22 protein-coding genes are annotated in these 23,178 nt (G+C 38.4%); 17 read left to right on the top strand and 5 right to left on the bottom strand.

Going from position 1 to position 23,178, the window contains the following annotated elements:
• Positions 1 to 18: 18 nt before the first annotated feature.
• Together IQ31_RS19405 and IQ31_RS19400 are read right to left on the bottom strand one after the other, a co-directional pair.
• On the bottom strand, positions 19 to 1,803 hold the full coding sequence (locus tag IQ31_RS19405) for a M56 family metallopeptidase (RefSeq protein ID WP_145329401.1): 1,785 nt from the start codon (positions 1,801 to 1,803) through the stop codon (positions 19 to 21).
• 4 nt (positions 1,804 to 1,807) lie between these two features.
• Positions 1,808 to 2,170 carry a BlaI/MecI/CopY family transcriptional regulator gene (locus tag IQ31_RS19400; RefSeq protein ID WP_075994224.1) on the bottom strand — a complete coding sequence of 121 codons (363 nt, stop codon included), beginning with the start codon at positions 2,168 to 2,170 and terminating at the stop codon, positions 1,808 to 1,810.
• 338 nt (positions 2,171 to 2,508) lie between these two features.
• On the opposite strand from IQ31_RS19400, the gene IQ31_RS19395 reads away from it, so the two are divergent.
• The 14 genes from IQ31_RS19395 (at position 2,509) to IQ31_RS19330 (ending at position 17,536) form a co-directional block, all read left to right on the top strand.
• Positions 2,509 to 3,879: a hypothetical protein gene (locus tag IQ31_RS19395; protein WP_145329398.1), complete on the top strand. Its 1,371-nt coding sequence runs from the start codon at positions 2,509 to 2,511 to the stop codon at positions 3,877 to 3,879.
• 5 nt (positions 3,880 to 3,884) lie between these two features.
• A complete protein-coding gene (locus IQ31_RS19390) occupies positions 3,885 to 4,892 on the top strand; it encodes an SPFH domain-containing protein (RefSeq protein ID WP_088162985.1) in 1,008 nt (335 codons plus the stop codon).
• An 81-nt stretch (positions 4,893 to 4,973) separates the two neighbouring features.
• On the top strand, positions 4,974 to 5,219 hold the full coding sequence (locus IQ31_RS19385; protein ID WP_088162986.1) for a hypothetical protein: 246 nt from the start codon (positions 4,974 to 4,976) through the stop codon (positions 5,217 to 5,219).
• Between the two features lie 191 nt (positions 5,220 to 5,410).
• Complete coding sequence (locus tag IQ31_RS19380) at positions 5,411 to 6,697, top strand: citrate synthase (protein WP_075994228.1); 1,287 nt, start codon at positions 5,411 to 5,413, stop codon at positions 6,695 to 6,697.
• Between the two features lie 250 nt (positions 6,698 to 6,947).
• Positions 6,948 to 8,021, top strand: coding sequence for an NADH-quinone oxidoreductase subunit NuoH (gene nuoH / locus IQ31_RS19375; RefSeq protein WP_088162987.1), 1,074 nt, complete (start codon positions 6,948 to 6,950; stop codon positions 8,019 to 8,021).
• A 3-nt stretch (positions 8,022 to 8,024) separates the two neighbouring features.
• Complete coding sequence (locus tag IQ31_RS19370; protein ID WP_046672765.1) at positions 8,025 to 8,588, top strand: NuoI/complex I 23 kDa subunit family protein; 564 nt, start codon at positions 8,025 to 8,027, stop codon at positions 8,586 to 8,588.
• A 3-nt stretch (positions 8,589 to 8,591) separates the two neighbouring features.
• Positions 8,592 to 9,134: an NADH-quinone oxidoreductase subunit J family protein gene (locus IQ31_RS19365; RefSeq protein WP_145329395.1), complete on the top strand. Its 543-nt coding sequence runs from the start codon at positions 8,592 to 8,594 to the stop codon at positions 9,132 to 9,134.
• Entirely contained in the window at positions 9,131 to 9,439 is a 309-nt protein-coding gene (gene nuoK, locus IQ31_RS19360) for an NADH-quinone oxidoreductase subunit NuoK (RefSeq protein WP_075994232.1), read from the top strand. Before IQ31_RS19365 ends, nuoK begins: the two co-directional genes overlap by 4 nt.
• Positions 9,440 to 9,442: 3 nt before the next feature.
• Positions 9,443 to 11,497, top strand: coding sequence for an NADH-quinone oxidoreductase subunit 5 family protein (locus tag IQ31_RS19355; RefSeq protein WP_145329392.1), 2,055 nt, complete (start codon positions 9,443 to 9,445; stop codon positions 11,495 to 11,497).
• A gap of 3 nt (positions 11,498 to 11,500) precedes the next feature.
• On the top strand, positions 11,501 to 13,102 hold the full coding sequence (locus tag IQ31_RS19350; protein WP_145329389.1) for a complex I subunit 4 family protein: 1,602 nt from the start codon (positions 11,501 to 11,503) through the stop codon (positions 13,100 to 13,102).
• 6 nt (positions 13,103 to 13,108) lie between these two features.
• Positions 13,109 to 14,587 (top strand): NADH-quinone oxidoreductase subunit N, encoded by a 1,479-nt coding sequence (locus IQ31_RS19345; RefSeq protein WP_145329386.1) that lies wholly within the window; start codon positions 13,109 to 13,111, stop codon positions 14,585 to 14,587.
• 208 nt (positions 14,588 to 14,795) lie between these two features.
• The gene (locus tag IQ31_RS19340) at positions 14,796 to 15,401 is read left to right on the top strand and encodes a DUF4254 domain-containing protein (protein WP_075994236.1); all 606 of its coding nucleotides are present in this window, start codon (positions 14,796 to 14,798) and stop codon (positions 15,399 to 15,401) included.
• Between the two features lie 3 nt (positions 15,402 to 15,404).
• A complete protein-coding gene (locus IQ31_RS19335) occupies positions 15,405 to 16,430 on the top strand; it encodes a glycosyltransferase family 9 protein (protein WP_145329384.1) in 1,026 nt (341 codons plus the stop codon).
• On the top strand, positions 16,427 to 17,536 hold the full coding sequence (locus IQ31_RS19330; RefSeq protein ID WP_145329381.1) for a glycosyltransferase family 4 protein: 1,110 nt from the start codon (positions 16,427 to 16,429) through the stop codon (positions 17,534 to 17,536). The genes IQ31_RS19335 and IQ31_RS19330 overlap by 4 nt, the downstream gene beginning before the upstream one ends.
• Here IQ31_RS19330 and IQ31_RS19325 read toward each other — a convergent pair.
• Together IQ31_RS19325 and IQ31_RS19320 are read right to left on the bottom strand one after the other, a co-directional pair.
• Complete coding sequence (locus IQ31_RS19325; protein WP_244294540.1) at positions 17,531 to 18,373, bottom strand: glycosyltransferase family 90 protein; 843 nt, start codon at positions 18,371 to 18,373, stop codon at positions 17,531 to 17,533. The genes IQ31_RS19330 and IQ31_RS19325 overlap by 6 nt on opposite strands.
• Before the next feature lie 148 nt (positions 18,374 to 18,521).
• Positions 18,522 to 19,187, bottom strand: coding sequence for a glycosyltransferase family 32 protein (locus IQ31_RS19320; protein ID WP_088162996.1), 666 nt, complete (start codon positions 19,185 to 19,187; stop codon positions 18,522 to 18,524).
• Between the two features lie 356 nt (positions 19,188 to 19,543).
• On the opposite strand from IQ31_RS19320, the gene IQ31_RS19315 reads away from it, so the two are divergent.
• Genes IQ31_RS19315 through IQ31_RS19305 form a run of 3 tightly spaced genes read left to right on the top strand, consistent with a single transcriptional unit; the run spans position 19,544 to position 22,144 of the window.
• Positions 19,544 to 20,299, top strand: coding sequence for a glycosyltransferase family 2 protein (locus tag IQ31_RS19315; RefSeq protein WP_208734321.1), 756 nt, complete (start codon positions 19,544 to 19,546; stop codon positions 20,297 to 20,299).
• The gene (locus IQ31_RS19310) at positions 20,296 to 21,285 is read left to right on the top strand and encodes a WaaS/CpsH family glycosyltransferase (protein ID WP_145329372.1); all 990 of its coding nucleotides are present in this window, start codon (positions 20,296 to 20,298) and stop codon (positions 21,283 to 21,285) included. Before IQ31_RS19315 ends, IQ31_RS19310 begins: the two co-directional genes overlap by 4 nt.
• A gap of 55 nt (positions 21,286 to 21,340) precedes the next feature.
• Positions 21,341 to 22,144 (top strand): glycosyltransferase family A protein, encoded by an 804-nt coding sequence (locus IQ31_RS19305; RefSeq protein ID WP_145329369.1) that lies wholly within the window; start codon positions 21,341 to 21,343, stop codon positions 22,142 to 22,144.
• On the opposite strand, the gene IQ31_RS19300 is transcribed toward IQ31_RS19305, so the two are convergent.
• Positions 22,145 to 23,143: a WaaS/CpsH family glycosyltransferase gene (locus tag IQ31_RS19300; RefSeq protein ID WP_145329366.1), complete on the bottom strand. Its 999-nt coding sequence runs from the start codon at positions 23,141 to 23,143 to the stop codon at positions 22,145 to 22,147. It abuts the gene before it with no gap.
• Positions 23,144 to 23,178: the final 35 nt, after the last annotated feature.

Genomic DNA, 23,178 nt, shown 5'->3' with positions numbered 1-23,178 from the left:
AAGCTTTAGTTGAACGGATTAATGTACCTGTTTTTCCTTAACCGCTTCAACTTTTTCTTTATCCAGCTCGGTCTTAATTACTTTTTTCACTTTTCCTGACAAACGGTCCTCGAGATCGGAAGACAATGCTTCAGGATGTTCCTTTGCATAGACTTTGGTGACAATGATAATAACGCCATCCTTTCCCTGATCACCATAGAGTGCAGTAGCACTTTGATCTTTCAAGATCGACAAGGTATGGATTGTATTCGGGTCCAACTCACTTAACTTCTTATCTTCGACAATTTTTCCGTCCACAACAAATAGTGGATCTCCCTTAATCCCACCAATACTACGGGCACCAAACTTGCCCGGTTCACGATCTGTAGGTCGTCCCTTCATATAGACCGCAACTCCTTCTGCCCGGCCCTTGAGTTCGCCTCCGCTCGCATCTTCTTTTTTATACCCTGTCACAACAACTTCCGAAAGCTCTCCTTTCACCTTCATCTTGGGAGCGTTAGCTGCATTGTCCTTTTTATCATAATTAAAAGTAAGCGTCTGATTCGTAACCGTAGGTGAACCGTTTTTCTTCAATGCAACAAGAATAACACCATTCTTACCCTTTTCGCCATATATTGCTGCGGCCTTATCTTTAATCACATCAATCGATTGGATTTCCGTACCTGGTATAGCGGCCATAATAGTGGAGTTTACCTCCTTACCTTCCAAAATATAGAGAGGCTCCTTTTCAAATCTCATATTTGCCCGAAAATGAAGCGTATCCGCCGGAGATTTCGCGATAAGAGTATCTACGCTCATTTGATTGACCGACAAATTTTCCACCAAAGGCTTACTTACCTTACTCACCTTCTTTTCTGGCAAAGAAACATCAACCTGTAAGTCCTTGTTCAACTGAATAAAGGTAGTCTCATTTGCCTTCTCAACTACCCCCTCTATACTTCCCTCCGCTTTACTTACCGTAAATGCCGCTCCCGTCAATAAAAATACGGGTAAAAGAAAGGCGTATTTACTCAGCTCTATTTTCGATGATCGCTTCTTGTTCATCATCATAATTCGACGTTTTAAAAGTTTAAAATTAAATTGATTGCTCAATCCTACTGAAGTGCCCTTTTTGGACACATTCAATAGGCTGTATTGGTACGTCTGCTTGTCAATTCCTTTATCGAGAACCTGTTGATCAGTCAGGAACTCCAAATTTTGGCGAATGGCCCTGCGCATGAGCCAGACGAAAGGATTGTACCAACAACACACCAATATCATTTCAAACAGTAAAATATCCAGACTGTGAAGGCCTTTCACATGAATATCCTCATGCTTAAAAATATCTTTTAGTTCAGCATCAACATGCTGCCCTTTATTGACATAGATTTTATTCAAAAACGAAAATGGAACAATAGGAATAAGCACATTCCGGAATAGATAAGTCCGCCATTGATCGGACCTCGAATTCAGATGAATTCGCAATAAACTCAATAATTGAAATACAAATTTTAATAACAATAAAACAGCACCGGCCATAAATACGATTTCCACCAACCTCCCTAATGTCAGCTGCTGTTGAACCTCCGGCTCCATAATATAAAGCGAAATTTGCTCGCCTACGACCCCCATATTCAATCCGCGCTGTACAAACAAAGACTTTAAATCCAAAAATGGATACAGAAAAGCAAATAGCCCCCCTACTAAAAAGTAGGCTCTATTTAAAAAATAGAACGTCAAGCCTTTCAACAGTCCGATATATCCCAGATAGATAATACCCAACAACAGGTTGACTTGTATAATATAGGTTAGTAGACTTTCCATGCCATTAAGATTTATTATGCTTAATCATATCCATGATCTCCTTTAACTCATCAGCAGTCAGTTTTTCTTCCTGTACAAAAAAGGAAACCATCTCTTTATAGGAATTTTTGAAATAATCGCCCACAAAGGAGTTCATAAACTTGGCCTTATAATCTTCCTCACTCACCATCGGCTCATAGCGCTTGGCATTGGCATAGCGTACTGCTTTCACAAAATCCTTGCGCTCCAGATTCTTTACTGTCGAAGCTAATGTCGTATAAGGCATCTTCTCGCCTTTTACATTATCCAAGATCTCTTTTATAAAACCTCCATTGAGGCTCCAAATAGATTGCATTGCCTGCTCTTCCTGTGCTGTTAATTTTTCCATGTCTTTATCTTCCTGTTTCTAATCTATCACTAATCTACGAATAATTCGTAAATACAAAAAATATTTTTTCTTTCCTTTACGGATCTCTCCCAAAATAAGACCTTCCTCACCCCTCTAAAAAAAGAAGTGGCTCATTTCTTGCGTATTTAAACTCAAATCCGACGAATATAAGTTAGCTGGCAGAAAATTTGCAATACGTTTATTTTAATTCTAAATTCATTCATAAATCGCTTCATCAATTGAAAAAACAGGAATTTCCACTGTGTAAAATTGATAGCAATCAGTCACACCGTTCACTCCAAAAGGAGATGGTTTAAAAACAAATACAAGAAAGATCAATGGCTAAAAATATCAAAGCGATCAAATGTCCGCATTGTGGCAGTATAAAAATCACCACTTTACGCCCCGATTATTACAAATGTGATAGCTGTGGAACAGAATTTTTTCTGGATAGTGATGACATCAATATCAACCACAACTATAACTACCCACGCAACAACCAAGATCAATATAAAGCTATACGGATTGTATTATTTGCCGTTGTGGGCTCTATTGCGCTTATGTTTATCATTGGAGCCCTGAGTGCTATTTTTTCCAAAAAGCCAGCGCCCGATTATTCAACTTACAGCACTTCCAATACAGCAGAGAAAAAAGAAGAGGCAGAACCTCTCGAATGGAACTACGCAAGCAACACGCTATTTTTGGATAAAGATAATACACCACATGTTGTTGTCGTCGGTAATGTCGGAACCTTCAGAAAACGAATGGACGAAAACAAGGACAATAAGGTTTATATTGGGCTCTTCGATCCCAAAACGGGTAAAAAAGAATGGGTAAAAGCTCTGATGGAAACTCCCGTCGAACTATCAAGCAGCGACGTCAAACTTCAGGTATTTGAAGACCAGAACCTATATATCATCGTCAAATCCAAATACATTTATCAGCTGGACAGAAATACACTCACGTATAAAAGTGTCCTAGAGAACTATGTAAAAGATGCGCCATCTTTAAGCACAGGAATCGCCAAAGTTGAATTTAAATACGAAGACTATGGCTCAGCCTATCAAATTGTCAACAATGAAGGCCAAAACCTAGCTTATTATCCCTTGGTTAACAAATCTATTCCCGACAAACAGCTGTACGACGAAAGAAGGAAAAAGCTTCCCAACCCAACAACAAAAACGGAATTTACCTTTTCAAGTAAATCCAGTTATTATCCAGAAGAAAAAATCCAGTTAATCCAGTACAGTTATCAATATCAATATGGATTCCCCAAAGATAGCCCGCGATTTTCCTGGGATAAAGACTACGGCGGATCGGGCATATTCACCGACCGCGATCCTTATAAAAAGGTATTGATTAATCCATGGCAATTTAAGGGCGCCCGTCTGATCAGCTTCAAGGACTTTACGCCAGGAAGACTTTACTTTCAGCCTGTAATCATTGCGCAGAATGACAAAACGCTACTCATTGCGTATAAACCAACGCCTGCCGAAGACGATCCTTTCCAGATCCAACTATTGGATGTAACAACTGGCGCTATACAAAAAACAGTGACCACAGATCTTAAATCCATGTATGGAAATGGGAGCCTACTCAAAGATGGTTTTATCATAAAGGGAGCCAGCGACTATTATTATTTTGATAATAACGGCAAACAAATCAACAAGTTTGAAGGGTATAACCCCAAATTCGACACACTAAATTAAACACTATGGGACTATTTAATCTTTTTAACAACCAGCTTTCTGAAGTCATCGAGTGGAAAAACCAAGACCCTCAATTATTGTGGTATAAATTCCCATCCGAAAGGAACGAGATCAAAAATTCCAGCAAGCTGATCCTCGCTCCAGGGCAGGGCTGCATCCTTGTCTATGAAGGAAAAGGTGAAAACCTGCTGACCGAACCGGGAACATACAACCTCAAAACGGACAACCATCCATTCTTTACCACTTTAGCGCGTTTACGGCAGAACTTTGAATCCGAACATAAACTTTACATCTACTTTTTTCGTACGGCCGCTATCGTCAATCAATCCTGGGGAACGGGGACACCTATTAAATATATCGACCCCCATTACAATTTACCAATAGAAATCGGCTTGAATGGTACATTCTCTTACCTGATCAAGGAACCAGTGCATTTCTATAAAAACATTGTAGCTAATCAAAATACGGTCAACACAGCTGTCATTCAAGACATCATCAATAATCGGATCCCACAACAAATTATTGCGCAGATTGCACAAAAGAAACTAGGTTATAATGAGATTGACAGCCAACTGGGGCTGCTATCCAGCGATATCAAAACTGCAGTTGAACAAGACTTTAAGGATCTTGGGCTCGATGTTACGGATTTCAAAATCTTAGGAACTCAATTTGACGCCAATACTCAACGAAGAATCGGAGAAATCGCAGATTTGACCACACAAAATCAAGCGGCGCAACAGGCAGGTCTGAGCTATGTTGAATTAGAAAAACTACGTGCGCTCCGTGATGCCGCTAAAAATGAAGGGGGAATCGCGGGTGTAGGGGCACAGCTGGGCGTCGGTATGGAACTCGGAAAACAGTTTGACCTCCAAAAAGAGGAGATCAAAGATCATATTCAGCAAGAGGGCGACTTTGTCGAGAAACTTCAAAAGCTGCAGCTGCTGCTCCGTGAAAACATCATTACCCAAGAAGAATTCGATACGCTCAAAAAACAGATCCTCAATAAAATATAATGCATGCGGGGATATTCATATCACGATTCAGCTCAATTATACCGAGGTGAATCAATTCATAACACATAAATTAATTCAGCTATGAAATACATATTCGGTATATTACTCACCTTGGTGATACTTTTCGTTGCCACCTATTTCCTACTGGGGCTTTGGGGCATTAAGCTATTGGATGCAGAGAACTTCAGCAAAATATTGTGGACTACGGGAATTCTGACACTAACCTCTATTATTCTGGTATGTTTTGTCATACTCCCCTTTTTTGGATCGGGTAAACAGGGCAACTACGAAGACAAAGGAAAGGTTGCGCAAAGAAAAATAGATTGATATTTTTTGCAAAATAAGATAATGTTAAATTTGAATAAATTATTTGCTTATTTAAGTAAATAATTAGTGAATATTATCCAAAATGACGCAATCATGTCATTTTAATTCCAAAAGAACTTTCAATTTTAAATATCAAATAGTTAAATTTGTGAGATTAGCATAACAAATCAGATATAAGATAATATATAAACATGTCAGATAAAGCATCTATAAATTTAGACGGCACTTCGTATGACCTTCCGGTCATTGTCGGTACTGAAAATGAAAAAGCAGTTGATATTTCGAAATTAAGAGATCTAAGCGGATTTATTACGTTAGACCCAGGATACAAAAATACAGGTGCAACGAAAAGTGCGATTACTTTCCTTGACGGTGAAAAAGGCATATTGAGATATAGAGGATATCCAATTGAACAATTGGCAGAGAAATCGACTTTCTTGGAAGTTGCTTATTTGTTGATTTATGGAGAACTTCCCAAAAAAGAGGTATTGGAAAAATTCAGAGCTGACATCAAAAAGCAAATGATGATTCACGAAGACATGAAAAACTTCTTCGCTGGATTCCCATCCAAATCTCACCCAATGGGCCAACTTTCGTGTTTAGTAGGCGCATTATCGGCATTTTACCCAGAATCTTTAAATCCTAACTTAACTGACGAAGAAGAAGATCAAACGATCATCAATCTTTTGGCAAAAATGCCAACAATCGTTTCTTGGATTCAAAAGAAATCATTAGGTCATCCTGTTGTTTATCCAAAAAATAACCTTGGTTACATTGACAACTTCCTAAACATGTTATTCGGAGAAGTTAACGATGAAAAAACATTCGATCCAGTCGTAATTGATGCCATGCACAAATTGTTGATTTTACATGCTGATCACGAGCAAAACTGTTCAACATCTACTGTTCGCATCGTTGGTTCATCCAATGCAAACCTTTATGCATCTGTTGCATCGGGTATCAATGCATTGTGGGGACCATTACATGGTGGTGCAAACCAAGCCGTAATCGAGATGTTGGAGGCCATTAAAAATGATGGTGGTGATGCTGAAAAATATCTTGCTAAAGCAAAAGACAAAAACGACCCTTTCCGTCTAATGGGATTCGGTCACCGCGTTTATAAAAACTTCGACCCTCGTGCTAAGATCATCAAAAAAGCATGTGATGATATCTTGGAGAAATTAGGCGTTCAAGATCCGGTATTGGATATCGCTAAAAAGCTTGAAGAAGCAGCATTGAATGACCAATATTTCATCGACAGAAAACTTTATCCAAATGTTGACTTCTATTCAGGTATCATCTACCGTGCATTAGGTTTCAAAGCAGATATGTTTACGGTATTATTTGCTTTAGGCCGTCTACCGGGATGGATTGCACAATGGAAAGAAATGCGCGAAAACAAAGAGCCTATCGGTCGTCCTAGACAAGTATACGTTGGCCACACAGAACGCGACTACGTTGAATTTTCAAATCGTTAATCCGATTTCGATTTATATCCTAAAAAAGCATCCCTCGGGGTGCTTTTTTATTTTCATCCGAGCTAACATGGATGGCATTACAGCTGTCCGAAACCACCTACTCGAACAAGATATGATTACTTGTCGTTACGCTATTGTCACGATAATCTACTTGTTAAGTATATTTTAATTTTTCCTTATCTAAATTCCCTGTTTTTCGTTAAGTTTGCGTATTCATTGGTCTCTTATTAAAAATCATTATAAATAAGACTTGTTAGAAACAATACTACATATCTTGGTTCCCATTGCTATTTTCACCTTTATAGCAGCTTTCACCTTGTTTGCAGTATATGCCGAGCGAAAGATCGCGGGATTTGTACAGGATCGTCTAGGACCGATGGAAACAGGAAAGTATGGCAGTCTCCAAACGATCGCCGACATTCTCAAATTATTACAAAAAGAATTAATTACCCCCTCATCAGCCGATAAGATTCTCTTTAGAGTTGCTCCTATCGTTATTTTCGTTGCTGTATTTACAGGTTTTGCCGTTATTCCCTGGGCCAAAGATTTTATTCCAGCGGATACGCATACGGGTCTGTTCTTCATAATGGCCATCATCTCCATTGATGCTTTGGGCATTTTAATGGCTGGCTGGGGATCTAACAACAAATATTCTTTATTAGGATCCATGCGTGCCATAGCACAGATGGTGTCTTATGAAATTCCGGTAGGCCTCTCCCTAATTACGGTCGTTATGCTAACCCAAACCCTAAATTTGAATGAAATCGCTATTGGACAGGGCATCCTAACCAATGGAAGCATTAAACTCTTGGGTCTTTGGGAAGTCAATGAGATTGGGGGGCTCTTCGCCTGGAATATTTTTCAGGCTCCACATTTGATTATCACCTACATCATATTCTTTATCGCAACCCTTGCCGAGTGTAATCGTGCTCCCTTTGATATCCCGGAAGCCGAATCTGAATTGGTCGGTGGCTTCCATACAGAATATGGCGGGATACAATTTGCCTTTATCTTTTTGGCGGAGTATGCCATGATGTTTTTGGTATCGATGTTGGGGGTTGTTCTCTTCTTAGGAGCTTGGAATACACCGTTACCAAACATAGGTGCAATACGTTTGGCCGATTGGACCACAGGCTTAGTGTGGGGAATATTTTGGACCTTAGCCAAATCATTATTTATTGTTGGTATCCAAATGTGGATTCGATGGACATTACCACGGTTGCGTGCAGATCAACTGATGAGTTTATGTTGGAAAGTATTGACGCCGCTGGCTTTTCTTTGTATGGCCATTTCTGCAATTTGGCGAATTTTAGTTATAGCATAGGATATGATATTTAAAACGGCTTCGCATGCATTTCGTACGGCAATCAAGGGTTTATCTTTGACTGTTAAACACTTGTTTGGTGCCCGACGTTCGCGAACGGAATTAAATATCAAAAAGGATAACTACTTTGATCAGCAGGAAGGTATTGTCACGGTACAATACCCGCGTGAAAAAATGCCTATCCCCGAGGTTGCCCGCTATCAGCTGCAAGTCGATATCGAAGACTGCATTGTATGTGATTTATGCGCAAAGGCTTGTCCTGTCGACTGCATCGAAATCGAAGCCATCAAATCACCGGAAGCGATTGGAAAAACTTCCGATGGTAGCGTTAAAAGACTATACCCGGCCAAATTCAACATTGACATGGCCAAATGTATGTATTGCGGGCTATGTACTGTCGTATGTCCGACAGAATGTATTACCATGACCAACGAATATGACCGCAGCTCACAAAAACTGACTGATCTTATCTATGGTTTCTCAGATATGACCGATAGCGAGGTCGCACAACGTAAAGCAGAATGGACCAAATTTCAAGCTGAAAAGGAGGCAGCAAAGCAAAAATAAAAGATGGAAAGTATTTTATTCTATGCCTTTGCTACCCTAGCAATCGGTTCAGCACTTTTGCTCGTCAATCTCAAAAATATTGCACGTGCTTTATTCCTGTTTTTTATTGTCTTATTTGCAATGGCAGGCCTTTACCTATTTGCTTTAGCCGATTTTGTGGCCATTACACAAATTATGGTGTATGTTGGCGGCGTGCTCATATTGATGTTATTTGCCTTTATGCTTTCTAATAAAGAGCTTTTAAAAGATCTCCAAGATAGCAGCGGTTCATTCTTAAGCATACCCAAATGGCAGACTATTCCTGTAGTGCTTGGCTTCCTATTACTCATGCTATACGGCATTATTGAATGGCAACAAACCCCTTCGACGTGGATTTTACAAGCTAGGGAAAATAACACCGAGATTGTCGCAACAGACAATAATATTCATCAGATCGGATTACGTTTTATGACTTTTTATGTATTGCCATTTGAAATCATATCCGTGTTTTTGATGATGGCCTTGATAGGTGCCTCACATTTATCCAGAAAGGAGCGTACAATATGATTACGCTGACGCATTTTTTAGTTGTCAGTGCCTGCATCTTTTGCATTGGTCTTTATACCGTTCTTTCCAAGAAAAATGCAATTATGATTTTGGTCGGTATTGAGTTGATGATCAATGCCGCTATCCTGAACTTTGTTGCTTTTGGAAAATATGATAAATTGAGTTATGGTGGGCAAATTTTTGCATTATTTGCCATCGTTCTTGCTGCGGCCGCAGTCGCTGTTGGATTGGCTATCGTATTAAATGTTTATAGACATTACAAAACCATTAATCCGGATGAGATAAACCAATTAAAAGACAAGTAAGCATTGGATCAATTTGTTCACATATCGCCCCTTCTGACCGCGTTGCTTACCTTGATAGCACCATTAGCGGCATTCGTATATCAAGCAATAGTAGGTAAACGCGACCAGTCCGGCCTTGTTTCTCTCACGGCCATCATCCTCAGCTTTATCGCTGGCGGCTTAACCTGGTTCTCCATATGGAATAATCCGGCGGTATCAATTCAGGTAAATTGGTTCACCATCGGTGAAACGTCATTTAAAGTTGGTATCCTGCTGAACAATCTGAGCACTTTGATGCTTTTTTTGGTACCGACTGTTGCCTTACCCGTACATATATACTCCAGAGCCTATATGCATGGCGATACAGGTATTCATCGCTATTGGATGTATCTCAGCTTATTCTGTTTTGCGATGTTGGGATTGGTCATTATGGATAGCCTCCTGTTGATGTATGTTTTTTGGGAATTGGTCGGTTTTGCATCGTATCTCCTCATCGGCTTCTGGTTCACACGTGAGACAGCTGTACAAGCCAATAAAAAGGCATTTTTGGTCAATCGCATCGGCGACCTCGGTTTTCTAATTGGTCTTGCGATCCTATTTACACAGTTCAAAACCCTCAATTTAATCGATCTATTTGGGGACAATGGCTTAATTTATCAATCCACAATCGCCCAAGGATTATGGATATCTCCAGTCAATAGCTTACCTCAGATTTGGCTTACCATTGCTGGATTAGCCTTCTTCTTGGCAGCTATGGCTAAATCCGCACAATTTCCATTACATGTATGGCTTCCTGATGCCATGGAAGGCCCTACATCCGTATCCTCGCTGATTCACGCCGCGACAATGGTTGCTGCTGGTGTATTCCTGCTGGCTACTGTATTTCCATTATTTAATGAATCTGCCTTATTATTTATTGCCATCATTGGTACAATAACCGCTGCTTTGGCCGCATACTTCGCGCTTGGCCAATACGACATCAAACGTATTCTTGCCTTTTCGACCATATCGCAGTTAGGTTTTATGATGGTTGGCATTGGCATTGGAACATGGGATGCTGCACTATTTCACCTAACGACCCATGCCTTCTTTAAGTGTCTGTTGTTTCTTTCTGCCGGAGCTGTCATTCATGAAATGGCGCATCTTAAAGAACATAGCCACCTGGACTTTGACCCGCAGGATTTACGGAATATGGGCGGGCTACGTCAATATATGCCAAAGACCTTCGTGCTGATGAGCATAGCTTCGCTAGCACTTGCAGGATTCCCGTTGACTTCAGGTTATCTATCCAAAGATAGTATTGTTATCTCTTCCTTTGAATGGGCTATTTCAAAAGGTAACTTATACCTTATCATCCCCATAAGTTTGATTCTGGTGAGTATTTTAACGGCTTTCTACATCGGTCGTTTGCTATTCAAAGCCTTTTTTGGGGAGTTCAGACTGTTGAAACAGCTTCAGGGCAAACTACATGATCAACCGCTGCATGAAGCGCCAAAAACCATGTTGATCCCCATGTTTGTTTTGGGACTGTTCTGCTTATTCCCACTATTTTCTTTCAATCCGTTTTCGTATCACGATTCCTGGTTGATGGACGGCCTTTTATTGGATGAATATGCTTTTTCACCAAGCCACAGTGCGCACCTTATCATTCCTGTCATATTGCTACTAGGTTCGGGTATTGGCTGGATCATCGGCTGGAAATGGTATGTACAAAATAAATACCCGTTGAACGCCGCTAGCCAGGGATTAAAAGCCGCTTTCAACCAGGGGTATATCAATGAGTTTTACCAAGCAGTCTTTGTTAATGGCACATTAAAATTAGCACAGTTCTGTTATTGGTTTGACCTTCATATCGTTGACGCTTTAATTTCTTTGATTCAGTTTATCGTCTTATCCCTTTCTCAGCTAAGTGTTTGGATAGACAAATATATTGTAGATGGTTTTGTTAATACGGTTGCTACTGTAGCCTATTGGACAGGCAATCAGGTTCGCCTGGTCCAAAATGGAAAGATACAGACAACATTGTATTCCGTCTTTTTATTAGTTTTACTTGGTTTAATTTATCTTATATTCTTTTAGGAAATGCCTATTTTATCCTTATTGATATTTTTACCGCTATTGGCTACGGCGCTCATTCTCGCCCTACCAACACGATATAAATCGAGTTACAAATATATTGCTTTAGCATTCACAGCAATACAATTTGTACTGGCCGGAATATGTTATGCACAATTTGATGCAAGCAAAACAGGAGTCCAAGATCTGGGGGGCTATCAATTTATTGAACAGCTTTCCTGGATCCGATTAGATTTAGGATCAATAGGTAAATTGGAGATCGATTATCTTATTGGTATTGATGGGATCTCCATGCCCTTGTTATTGCTGAGCGCTTTCGTTATGCTGATGGCTATAGGCGCCTCTTGGAATATCCAGAAAAGTCCGAAGGGATACTTTGCCTTACTCATGGTACTTAATATGGCCGTTATGGGGATTTTCTGTGCATTGGATTTCTTCCTATTCTATTTGTTTTATGAAGTCATGTTACTGCCACTCTACTTCTTGATCGGTATCTGGGGTGGTGCAAGACGCGAATACGCGGCTATAAAATTCTTTCTATATACCCTATTCGGGTCTGTATTTATGTTGTTGATTATCGTAGGATTGTATTTTTCAGTAATCAATCCTTTGACTGGAGCACATACTTTCAACATGATCTATATGATGAATCCACAGAATTATCTTGAGGGTTCTATTTTCGGCTGGGAGGGTTACCAGGAAATTTTGGGTGTTTCGGCTCGACTGATTGGTTTCATTGTGCTTTTCTTTGCCTTTGCCATTAAAGTACCCATTGTTCCCCTACATACTTGGCTGCCGGATGCGCACGTTGAAGCGCCGACACCAGTATCTATTATTCTTGCCGGTATCCTCCTGAAAATTGGTGGTTACGGTATCATCCGTATCTGTTATAGCATCTTTCCCGATATGGCAGCCTTATCCAATTGGTGGCTTGGATTAATCGGCGTTGTATCCATTATTTATGGAGCCTTGAATGCCTTATCACAAAAAGACCTGAAACGAATGATTGCTTATTCATCGGTCTCTCATATGGGTTTTGTGCTGCTTGGTATTGCATCACTGACTGCCGAAGGTATTTCTGGCGCCATGTTTCAGATGATTTCCCATGGATTCTTATCAGCGGCACTCTTTTTCCTTGTTGGCGTGGTCTATGACCGAGTACATGACAGAAATATCTATAGTTTCCGTGGCCTAGCTCAAATTATGCCTAAATACACAGGTTACGTCGCTGTCGCATTTTTTGCATCCCTGGGCCTGCCCGGCTTTTCAGCCTTTATTGGTGAAGCCTTTGTCATTATCGGTTCCTTCAATGCAGCGAGCATAGGAACCGGGTTACCGCGCTGGATGGCACTTGGGGGTTCCATAGGTATCCTATTAAGTGCAGCCTATCTACTTTGGACACTGCAACGTATGTTCTTTGGACAAATTCGCTTAAAAGGTGGTGAATCTTGGAGTAATGCACTTACAGACCTAAATTCACGCGAGCAGATCATCTTATTTCCTACCCTAGCGCTCGCCTTATTACTTGGAGTTATGCCGGCATTGGTATTTAACAACCTAAACGCCAGTGTTCTGAATCTCGTGAGTTTTATCCAACAATTTATCTAATTCAGCATGCTCGCATTCAGTCCATATATCAGTTCTTTCATCGATCAGATTATCGTAAGCGTTCCTTATTTTAAGCCTGAACTGACATTGATCGTCACTTTTATTGGCACTATACTCGCTAGTCTTTTTATTGATAAGTATTGGAAGCATGCATCTTTCGTTATTACCATCATCGGGTTACTGCTGAGCGGTTGTTATCTATTGGGACAGGGAATTAGTCGGGTAGAAATAGCTGGCTTCTTTGATATGATCTCTATTGATGCATTTGCTATAGCTGCTCGAATGATTATACTGCTGGCAACAATTCTTATCGCTGTTTTTATTCAGCAACGTCATCAGGAACGCCCATTGGGAGATCTATATGCTGTATTGCTGACTGCAACCTTGGGCTTAAATCTGCTGACCATGTCGAGCAATTGGCTGATGATCTTTATTGCCGTTGAAACCGTTTCAATCAGTTCCTACATCATGGTAGGTTATTTTTCGACCACTAAGGTTCAATCGGAAGCTGCTTTAAAATATGTACTGTTCGGATCCATCTGTGCTGCGGTTATGCTCTATGGTTTGTCTTTACTATACGGTTTCACGGGAAACCTGAATTTTGACGCTCCAAGTCACATTGCTGGCTTGATGGAAGCACCCCAGATCATGATCAGCATTGCTTTACTATTTTTACTGACAGGTATTGGTTTCAAACTGAGTTTTTTCCCGTTTCATGTCTGGAGTCCGGATGTTTACCAAGGCGCCCCAACAGTTATTACAACCTATCTCGCTACAGTACCCAAAATTGCTGTTGTTGTGCTATTATCCAAGATACTTTCAGCCTGGCTTAACGTGTCCTTTTATTTTAGTGATTTCTTGACTTATGTGATTATTGCGATCGCCATTGCAACTATGCTAATTGGTAATTTAGCCGCTTTGCGCCAACAGGATGCCAAAAGGATGATGGCCTATTCTTCTATAGGGCATACGGGGATACTTCTTATGGCTGTATTGGTTTATCAAAATAATGAGTCAAATGTGCTCTTATTTTACCTTTCCATATACGCCCTGATGAATATCGCTGTGTTTATCTTCATTGATGCCTTGGAAGCTAGTTTAGGAAATACTACAATTGAATCGTATCGCGGCTTAGGAAAGCAGTACCCACTGCTGTTCACCTCCTTTTCAATTGTTTTAATCGCTTTGGTGGGGCTACCCCCTACTGCAGGTTTTGTTGGAAAACTTTTGGTCTTTTCCAAAGTGTTCGAACAATATCAAAACTTCCAATCCTTTGGTTTATTGGCATTGCTCCTAGTTGGTGCATTGACATCTGTCATTTCTCTATTTTATTATTTTAAAATACCACTGAATGCATTTTTAAGAGAAAATACGGGATCTCCAGCAGTGAAGTTCAATATGGTACTCTTGTGTATTGGAATCTTATGTACCGTAGCCGTATTGATCTTAGGTATCTTTCCCGATGTATTACTTTCGGCATTCTAGAAAACAGGAAACTTCTTTCATTTTAAATAAGTCTATCGTCCAATTCATTCCCTTAATGTCTGCGTTGAATAGTAAGAATAACTCCATAATATATTTTATATTTCCTCAATAAAAGTATTATCAATGGTTGAGGAGAGACCGATAAATTGTTTTTTATGTAAAGCGCAATTAAATTGCATATAAAAAGCAATTTATCTAAGTTTGTACCATGATTAGTGCAATAGCAAATCCAATTTTTCAGCGTGCTATCCAGGATTACCACGTCTACGATCAGATTGATCATCCAATCCAAAATCCGTATGACAAACAATCCCTGGAACATCTCCTCTATTTAAAATGCTGGATTGACACCGTGCAATGGCATATGGAAGATGTGGTACGTAATCCCTCGATTGAACCCCAAGAAGGCTTATACTGGAAAAGACGTATTGATGAATCCAATCAGTACCGCACAGATACCGTAGAGTATATTGATAGTTATTTTCTACAAAAATTTCAAGATATACAGGCGAGTCCTACCGCAACAATCAATACTGAAAGTCCGGCATGGGCTATTGATAGGCTTTCCATTCTGGCTTTAAAAATCTACCATATGGAGCAGGAAACATTGCGCACGGATGCTTCCGAAGCACATATCATTTCCTGCCAAGAAAAACTGAACGTTTTATTGGAACAAAGGAAAGATTTGTCCCAAAGTATTGATGAATTGATGACCGCAATCGCATCTGGCGATAAATACATGAAGGTTTATAAACAGATGAAAATGTATAACGACCCTTCATTGAACCCTGTCCTATATTCTTCAGGAAAATAAAACATGTCCTTACCGCAACGGATCATAGTAACCCGATTTTCAGCTATGGGCGATGTTGCCATGGTTGCCTCAGTGTTGAAAGAATTCTGTATTCATTATCCTGATGTGGAAATCATTATGGTCAGCAGGCAATTCTTTGCCCCATTTTTTGATGGAATAAAAAACATACGGTTTCACGCCATTGAGCCCAAAACAATTCATAAAGGTTTCTTTGGATTAGTCAAGCTAAAAACGGAACTGGCTCGATACGGCGCAGATGCTATAGCCGACTTACATTTCAATTTGCGTTCTCGTGTAATTGATCTATTATTTTCCCTATCGGGCGTAGAAGTAAAGCAGCTTGACAAAGGGCGGGAAGAAAAAAAAGCTTTAACCCGGGAAAACAACAAGATTAAAGTTCCACTGAAACTAACCGTAGAACGCTATGCAGACGTATTTCGTGCATTAGGCTTCAAATTTGAGCTCAGTAATAAATTGGTTCTTAATTTGCAGGATGTACCCAAAGCTGCATTTAGTATGTTCGCGAATTTCGACCGAAAGAAAATTGGCATTGCCCCATTTGCACAACATCGTTATAAGATTTTCCCTCAAACCAAGATGGAAAATGTGATAGACGAACTCACGCACAATGGCTATGATGTTTTGTTGTTCGGCGGTGGCGAACAAGAGTTCCAGATTGCCCAAAACTGGACCGAGCGATTTCCCAACACCTATAATACCATAGGAAAATTTTCGCTGCGGGAGGAACTGGATTTGATATCCAATCTGGATCTTATGATCAGTATGGACTCTTCCGGACTTCATATGGCATCGTTAATAGGCGTAAGGTGTCTTTCTTTGTGGGGAGCAACGCATCCTTATGCTGGATTCACAGGTTATGGGCAGCAGCTAACAGACTGCATCCAAGTTGAGCACCCCAATAGACCGAGTTCGGTGTACGGCAATAAGCCTTGTAACTGTGATGGTATAGAGGCGATCGATTTAATTACACCAGAAATGGTGATTGAAAAAATAAGAGCAATAGGATGAAAATAGGATTCGATGCAAAACGCTATTTCCTAAACAAAACAGGTCTGGGAAATTATAGTCGGGACTTAATTCGTATGCTCGAAAAGTATGCTCCCGAAAATGAGTATCTAAAATATACACCAAAAACCGGTGATCAATATATCAATCAACCAGCATCTCAAAAAAATATCCGGTTGCCACAGGGTTTTATCAACACTACTTGGCCTAATATCTGGCGTAATCAACGTATTGTTCATGATTTGAAAAAGGATAAAGTTGATATTTACCATGGACTGTCTGGAGAAATTCCATTAGGTTTAGCAAAGGCACATATTAAATCTATCGTTACCATTCATGATTTAATTTTTTTGAGACACCCTGAACTTTATCATCCAATTGATCGTTGGATTTATAAGAAGAAATTCAGCCATGCCTGCGAGGCATCTGATCGTATCGTTGCCATAAGCGAATGTACTAAAAACGATATTGTCGACCTCTTTCATATACCCGAAGAAAAAATCGATGTTGTTTACCAAGGCTGCCATGAAGCATTTAAAACTATCAAAACTGAAGAGCAGAAAGCAAATCTTCGAGAGAAGTTAAAATTACCACAGGATTTCTTATTGAATGTTGGAACTATTGAACCGCGTAAAAATATTTTACCAGTAGTGAAGGCCATAAAAGACCTTGATATCCCCCTTGTTATCGTAGGTAAACCAACACGTTACTATCAGGAGATCATGGCCTATATGCAACAAAACAACATGGAAAACAGGATATTCTTTTTCCAAGGATTAGCAATGGAAGAATTGGCCGTTCTTTATGCATCGGCAACGATTTTCATTTATCCCTCAATTTATGAAGGCTTTGGCATTCCCATTATAGAGGCGCTTTACTCAGGCACTCCTGTTATCACCAGCAATATGGGCGTCTTCCCAGAAGCGGGGGGACCGGCATCTTGCTATATTGACCCTACAAATATTTCAGAGATAAAGCATGCTATAGCGACGCTGCTTGTCGATTCATCCAAGCGCCATGAAATGATCGAGAAAGGATTGGAATTTGCGCAGAAGTTTAATGATGACCGTGTTGCCAAACAGATGGCTTCTATTTATGCCAGCTTATAAATCGACCGACTGACCCGTTGAAACAAAATACTTCTTCAATACATGAAGAGAAACGAACTCTTCTTGTGCCCGATCCATAAATAATTTCACATAGGCATTGGCCTGTTTAACAATTGTTTCAGCCTCGTCCGGATGATCTATATAAAACTGTAATTTTTCTTCCAGGTCGGAATAATCGTTTTTAATACAGATAAAATGATAGTCCGGTAATAAGGTTCCTTCCATAAACCAGGTTTCATACGTTGGCATCGGCATGACAGCGATGGAATTTGAAGACATGATCCATTTTAAGTTGGTAGCGACGTCATTTCCTTCCAGGGCAAGAATAAATTTATAAGCTAAATGTCCAGTGATAGAAAGGTAATCGTGATCAGAAGACCTAAATGCTCTTTTTAAATCACATAAGGGATGACTATGGTATTGTTGAAAAAATAGTTCCCGATGTGCCTGTGCAAACTCACTCCTCCCAACAAGTCTATTTTTCTTCTTCCGAAAAGCAACATGGTCGGTAATAAAGTTAAAGTGTCGGCTCTTATCCAGGTTCAACAATACCGAGTTGGCATTGTCACCTGCGATTGGCCTACTTTTCACTAAGGCAGGTTTATCCGGAATAGCAATAATATCACCTGGAAGAATCTGAAATTTCAGTTGCTGATTAAAATAATCAAGAAATTGTTTACTATCAAAATAATAAACACGAATCTTCTCGGGCATCTTATAATCTTTGATCGGAATTGCATCGATTGACAAAGACCGCTGCGGAGATAGTTTATTATAATAGTTTATCCGAAACTGAACCCATTCAGACTGCTGGCTCAAATCTCTGTTCAGCAACACCGAGGCCTTTTTCCGTAGCAGAAACTTTGGTCTCAATTGTCGTCCAAATACACTTAAATAATAAAAAAATTTAACATTCTTATTTTTTAAAAAAATCTTCTTGAAATTCAACTTCATAGCATATATAAGACATAAGAGCTGTCGTTATCTAATCGTCCTTAGGTTTGACGACAGGTACACGAAGCTGCATTTTCTTCCAATGTAACGAGCGATCGCCGTAAATCAGAATTTTACTTAGTTTATACTTGAATTTCAAAAGTCCCTGATAATCGTCGGTTATCCGTCGGTAGGCAACCTGAGAATCCTCTTCTAAAACCTGATTTATAGCTTCGGTATATACCGTTGGTCCCGTCATCTGATGGACATCATGTGGATATCTATTTTCCTCGATATTACGGACGATCAATTCAATTGTCTTTTTCAGGAATGGGTGTCCTTTATCGTAGATCAATGCCCATTGTGCATAAAGACTTCTATTCTTCTCATGCGTAATAACCGCCGTATCCTCAGGTTTAATCACTTCATCCAAAACGCCAATAATATCGCTATCTAAATCTAAATAGATACCGCCATACACATATAAAACCGCATACCTAAAAAAATCCGCTTTGGCAGCTCCGATCTGTAAACGGGCAAAGGCCTTATATGTACGTTGGTCAAAATTTTCCCTGATGAGCGTATCGATTTGCGCATCATCAAAAAACCTTCTACTATAGCCCTTATTTCGTTTTAGAAATCGCCAAATATAAAACTTCGTCAACAAGGGTATCTTATTGGTTTTAAAAGTCTGATAAATAACTTTTGGAATCGCCACTTGGATTAAAAATTAAATTATGGTAATAAATAGCTTATACAGTATTGTAAAAATAGATTCAAAACTATAAAACATACAAAAATAACGATATATCCCTTACAAACACGTATTTTCTTATATTTAGTTAATCAAATATTCGCTAACTGAGAATAAACTTGTACTTCACAAACATTTCATTTTTTTTATATTTTATTACAAAAAATATGTAATATATTTGTCACAATGCAATAAAGTCCACTGTGGTGATCTACATTGTGAAAACATTAAATGTCATTTTTTCAATTTGATTGTAACGAATTAGCGAACTTTCACGTTACAATAAAGTATGGTCCAATTTTTCAATTATATCGTATACCTTGAGTCAAAAAATAAGCGCTTTAATCATTACATACAATGAAGAGGAGAATATAGCGGAAGTCCTCAAAAGCATGGAGTTTGCAGATGAGATCATTGTTTTGGATTCATTCAGTACTGATCGCACGGTTGAGTTAGCCGGTCTGCACCCCAAAGTGAAAATTTATCAGAACAAATTTGAGGATTTCACCAAGCAGCGCAATTTGGCCCTGGCATATGCGAATAACGATTGGATACTTTTTTTGGATGCCGACGAGCGTTTGACTTCAGCATGCCAAACGGAGATAGTATCAACAATAAACGATCCGCAAGCAAAAGACGCTTATTACATGTATCGATTATTTTTCTTTTGTGGTGAACGCATTAATTTTTCGGGAACGCAAAACGATAAGAATTTCCGTTTGTTCAAAAAAAGTAAAGCAACATACGACACGAAAAAAAAGGTGCATGAGACATTGCTTGTCAATGGTACAATTGGTAGCTTAAAAAACAAGATATGGCACTATTCCTTTGCAGACTATGCCAGTTATAAGGAAAAAATGGTCCATTATGGTCAGCTTAAAGGTAAAGAGTTATACGCCAAAAATAAGCGGTACTCGCTCTTAAGTCACCTGGCGAAAGTGTCTTTTAAATTTTTTAAGGCATACTTTTTGAAACTAGGAATATTAGATGGGCGACGAGGATACCAACTTTGCTACTTACAGAGTCTCAGTGTGCATGAAACTTTTAAGTCATTGAAAAGAGAAGAAAAAAAATGAAGATTTGCATTATAAGCTTTGATTACTGGAATTACGACCACCACATTGTAAAGAAATTACAAGAAAAGGGTATTGATGCATCACATATCAATATGGGTACCTATAAATACAAAAATTTTAGTGAAAGGGCTTCCAATGCAGTCAGCAAAATTTTTCTGAATAGAAATATCAAACATATAAAACGACAAGAGTACGTATTAAATACCTTGGAAAAACTAGGTCCTCAAGATCAGATATTGGTACTTAATCCACATACTTTAGATTACAAGACTATCAAACAGATCAAATCTTATACAACATATTTAATTTCCTATCTGTATGATAATCTCGAGCGTTTTCCAGTGGAAGAAAAGTTAGAGTTGTTTGATAAGATCTATTCTTTTGAAGATAAGGATGTAAAAAAATATGGTTTTGAAAAGATAACAAACTACAATTATCTTTCAGAACAACCCATTCAGGCCGAAGAAATTGAAAACGACTTATTCTATATCACTTCCTATGACAAACGGCGTATCAAGCTTTTGCGTAAACTCGCGGCTCGTCTTTCTACCCTCCAAGTACGAAGTAAGATTATTGTGGTCGGAAAACAGGTATGGAAAGAGAAATTACGGAACTTTATATTAAGGCCGAAAGGCGCATCACTGATAGAATACCGAAAAAAACCTATCGACAATGAAGCCGTATTAAAAGAATACAAAAAGTCAAAAGCGATAATAGATTTGATGCGTGAAGGACAAGAAGGTTTAAGTTTTCGAGTTTTTGAAGCGATGGCTTTTGAAAAGAAGATTATTACAGATAATAACACCATCGAGACATATGATTTTTACAATATTAATAATATTCTTATTTTGAATTGTGAACTCTCGAACCTTGATCGTTGCTTTTTTGATACCCCCTATAATCCTCTGCTGCATTATGTCTATAGAAATTATTCTTTGGATTCCTGGATTACAAAAATATTTAAAACAGAAGAAATTTCTGTTTAAATGCTATCACAATAATTTAATATCACTAATTTTGATTTTAAATTGAATCCAGTAAATGAAAAAACATCTTAAGCGTCTAAGTCATTTCCTTTTGTATAAATATCTTATTATTTTTAATACGGAAGTAAAAAAACAAAGAAAAAATAGTAAAAGTATTCCAATCCTTATCATAAATTACAATCAGTTAGAAAATTTAAAATATCTAGTCTCATTTTTGATAGAAAGGGGATTCGAAAATATAATAATCATCGACAATAAGTCGACCTATGCTCCTCTCCTAGAATATTATAACGAAATACGTGACACAGTAACGATCGAAATGATGTCCGACAATCTCGGTCATATGGTATTTTTTGAAAACAAACAACTTCAAGAGAAATATGGGCAAGGATACTATTGTATTACTGATGCTGATATACGCCCCAATGACAATCTTCCAGATAATTTCCTAGACACTTTAATCCGCACACTGGATAAATACCAATTTAACGTACTAAAAGCCGGCTTTGCACTCGATTTAGAATCAATACCTGAATACTATCCATTTAGAGAAAAAGTCATAAAATGGGAACAACAATTTTGGGAACATCAGTTAGACACCAATATTTACAAAGCAGGAATAGACACAACATTTGCACTATATAAACCTAAGTATCCCATTAATTTTAAGGTAAAACCGATAAGGTTTTATGAAGGCATCCGTATTGCAGGAAACTTCACAAGTCAACATATGGGCTGGTATCTAGATCCTAAAAATCTCACTGAAGAACAATTATTTTATATGAGAACATCCTCTAGCTCCAGCTCGTGGAAATTTGATGAGGATGGAAATTTGGCTGCTACTGAAACAAACTATTAATTACATTGCTATCATCTGATTAAACCAAGAAGTAAAGCTATATTGTTGACGTATGTTATCTGCAATCTTTACATATGGAAGATCAAGAAAATCAAGCAATTGCTTTTCATCTAAGGAAGATTCATTCAATACATAAAAATTATTAGGATGATAAAAATCATATTTGACAACATTTGGATTGGTCGTTATCACTTTTTTAGAATATTTTAAGCCCTCAAATATTCTAAACGATAGACCATTATGATCTCCGATTAAAAAGTCCACAATAATATTTGACCTTTCGACCCGGTCCAAATAATCACCGAATGGAACAACTCTTTTGAGGCATTCCACTCCATATTCTGTGTATTTTTTTACATGTTTTAATTGTTCTGGAGGAAAAACAATTTGAAATTTCACTCTACTATAAATTCTATTTAAAATATGAAATAGACTTAACAAAAAATACTCTCTACTTTCGCTATAGTAACCTAGAAAATAAGCATCATGTATAGCCTCTTTATGTCCCTGATCAAAGTCAAAATAAAAATTATGGGAAAGATAAGTTCTCACCACATCAGTTTTCATGACATCCTCTTTATCAAAAACATAAAACTTATCAAATATGGAAATTCTTTCAAAGATTGACGGATTGCGCTTCAAACCATCATAATGATAAGACGTTATCCATTTTGATTTCCGCTTAGCAGCATTTAAAACATCTATATGAAAAAAATCGGCCCGAAATACCAAACAATAATCAAACATATCAAATGCCTCTATCCTATTGATAAGTTGCTCTGAACTATATTTTATTATCAATTCCTGCTTGTAACTATTATTCCCATCGGACAACTTTCTAAAAAGCTTATAAAGTCTTTGAAAAATGCTTTTATACTTAAATTTAACTGAATTATGGAGAATAACAGTAACATCAAACCCTATGTCTTCTATATTTTTTTGAACTAATTTATAAAGCTGATAATCATTGGGTACTAGCAAAAGAATTTTTTTATTCATGAATTTAAATGGATCTATTCGACTAACTGCGCTAT

The sequence above is a fragment of the Sphingobacterium siyangense genome, from assembly GCF_007830445.1.
Classification (GTDB): Bacteria; Bacteroidota; Bacteroidia; order Sphingobacteriales; family Sphingobacteriaceae; genus Sphingobacterium; species Sphingobacterium siyangense.
Note: the sequence above shows the minus strand (reverse complement) of the source record. Positions and strands in the feature narration are given on the sequence as shown.

Bases quoted from the DNA above. Each gene is read 5' to 3' on its own strand.
- IQ31_RS19405 (WP_145329401.1), bottom strand. From the start codon at position 1,803: ATGGAAAGTCTACTAACCTATATTATACAAGTCAACCTGTTGTTGGGT.
- IQ31_RS19400 (WP_075994224.1), bottom strand. From the start codon at position 2,170: ATGGAAAAATTAACAGCACAGGAAGAGCAGGCAATGCAATCTATTTGG.
- IQ31_RS19395 (WP_145329398.1), top strand. From the start codon at position 2,509: ATGGCTAAAAATATCAAAGCGATCAAATGTCCGCATTGTGGCAGTATA.
- IQ31_RS19390 (WP_088162985.1), top strand. From the start codon at position 3,885: ATGGGACTATTTAATCTTTTTAACAACCAGCTTTCTGAAGTCATCGAG.
- IQ31_RS19385 (WP_088162986.1), top strand. From the start codon at position 4,974: ATGAAATACATATTCGGTATATTACTCACCTTGGTGATACTTTTCGTT.
- IQ31_RS19380 (WP_075994228.1), top strand. From the start codon at position 5,411: ATGTCAGATAAAGCATCTATAAATTTAGACGGCACTTCGTATGACCTT.
- IQ31_RS19370 (WP_046672765.1), top strand. From the start codon at position 8,025: ATGATATTTAAAACGGCTTCGCATGCATTTCGTACGGCAATCAAGGGT.
- IQ31_RS19365 (WP_145329395.1), top strand. From the start codon at position 8,592: ATGGAAAGTATTTTATTCTATGCCTTTGCTACCCTAGCAATCGGTTCA.
- nuoK (WP_075994232.1), top strand. From the start codon at position 9,131: ATGATTACGCTGACGCATTTTTTAGTTGTCAGTGCCTGCATCTTTTGC.
- IQ31_RS19350 (WP_145329389.1), top strand. From the start codon at position 11,501: ATGCCTATTTTATCCTTATTGATATTTTTACCGCTATTGGCTACGGCG.
- IQ31_RS19345 (WP_145329386.1), top strand. From the start codon at position 13,109: ATGCTCGCATTCAGTCCATATATCAGTTCTTTCATCGATCAGATTATC.
- IQ31_RS19340 (WP_075994236.1), top strand. From the start codon at position 14,796: ATGATTAGTGCAATAGCAAATCCAATTTTTCAGCGTGCTATCCAGGAT.
- IQ31_RS19335 (WP_145329384.1), top strand. From the start codon at position 15,405: ATGTCCTTACCGCAACGGATCATAGTAACCCGATTTTCAGCTATGGGC.
- IQ31_RS19330 (WP_145329381.1), top strand. From the start codon at position 16,427: ATGAAAATAGGATTCGATGCAAAACGCTATTTCCTAAACAAAACAGGT.
- IQ31_RS19310 (WP_145329372.1), top strand. From the start codon at position 20,296: ATGAAGATTTGCATTATAAGCTTTGATTACTGGAATTACGACCACCAC.
- IQ31_RS19305 (WP_145329369.1), top strand. From the start codon at position 21,341: ATGAAAAAACATCTTAAGCGTCTAAGTCATTTCCTTTTGTATAAATAT.
- IQ31_RS19300 (WP_145329366.1), bottom strand. From the start codon at position 23,143: ATGAATAAAAAAATTCTTTTGCTAGTACCCAATGATTATCAGCTTTAT.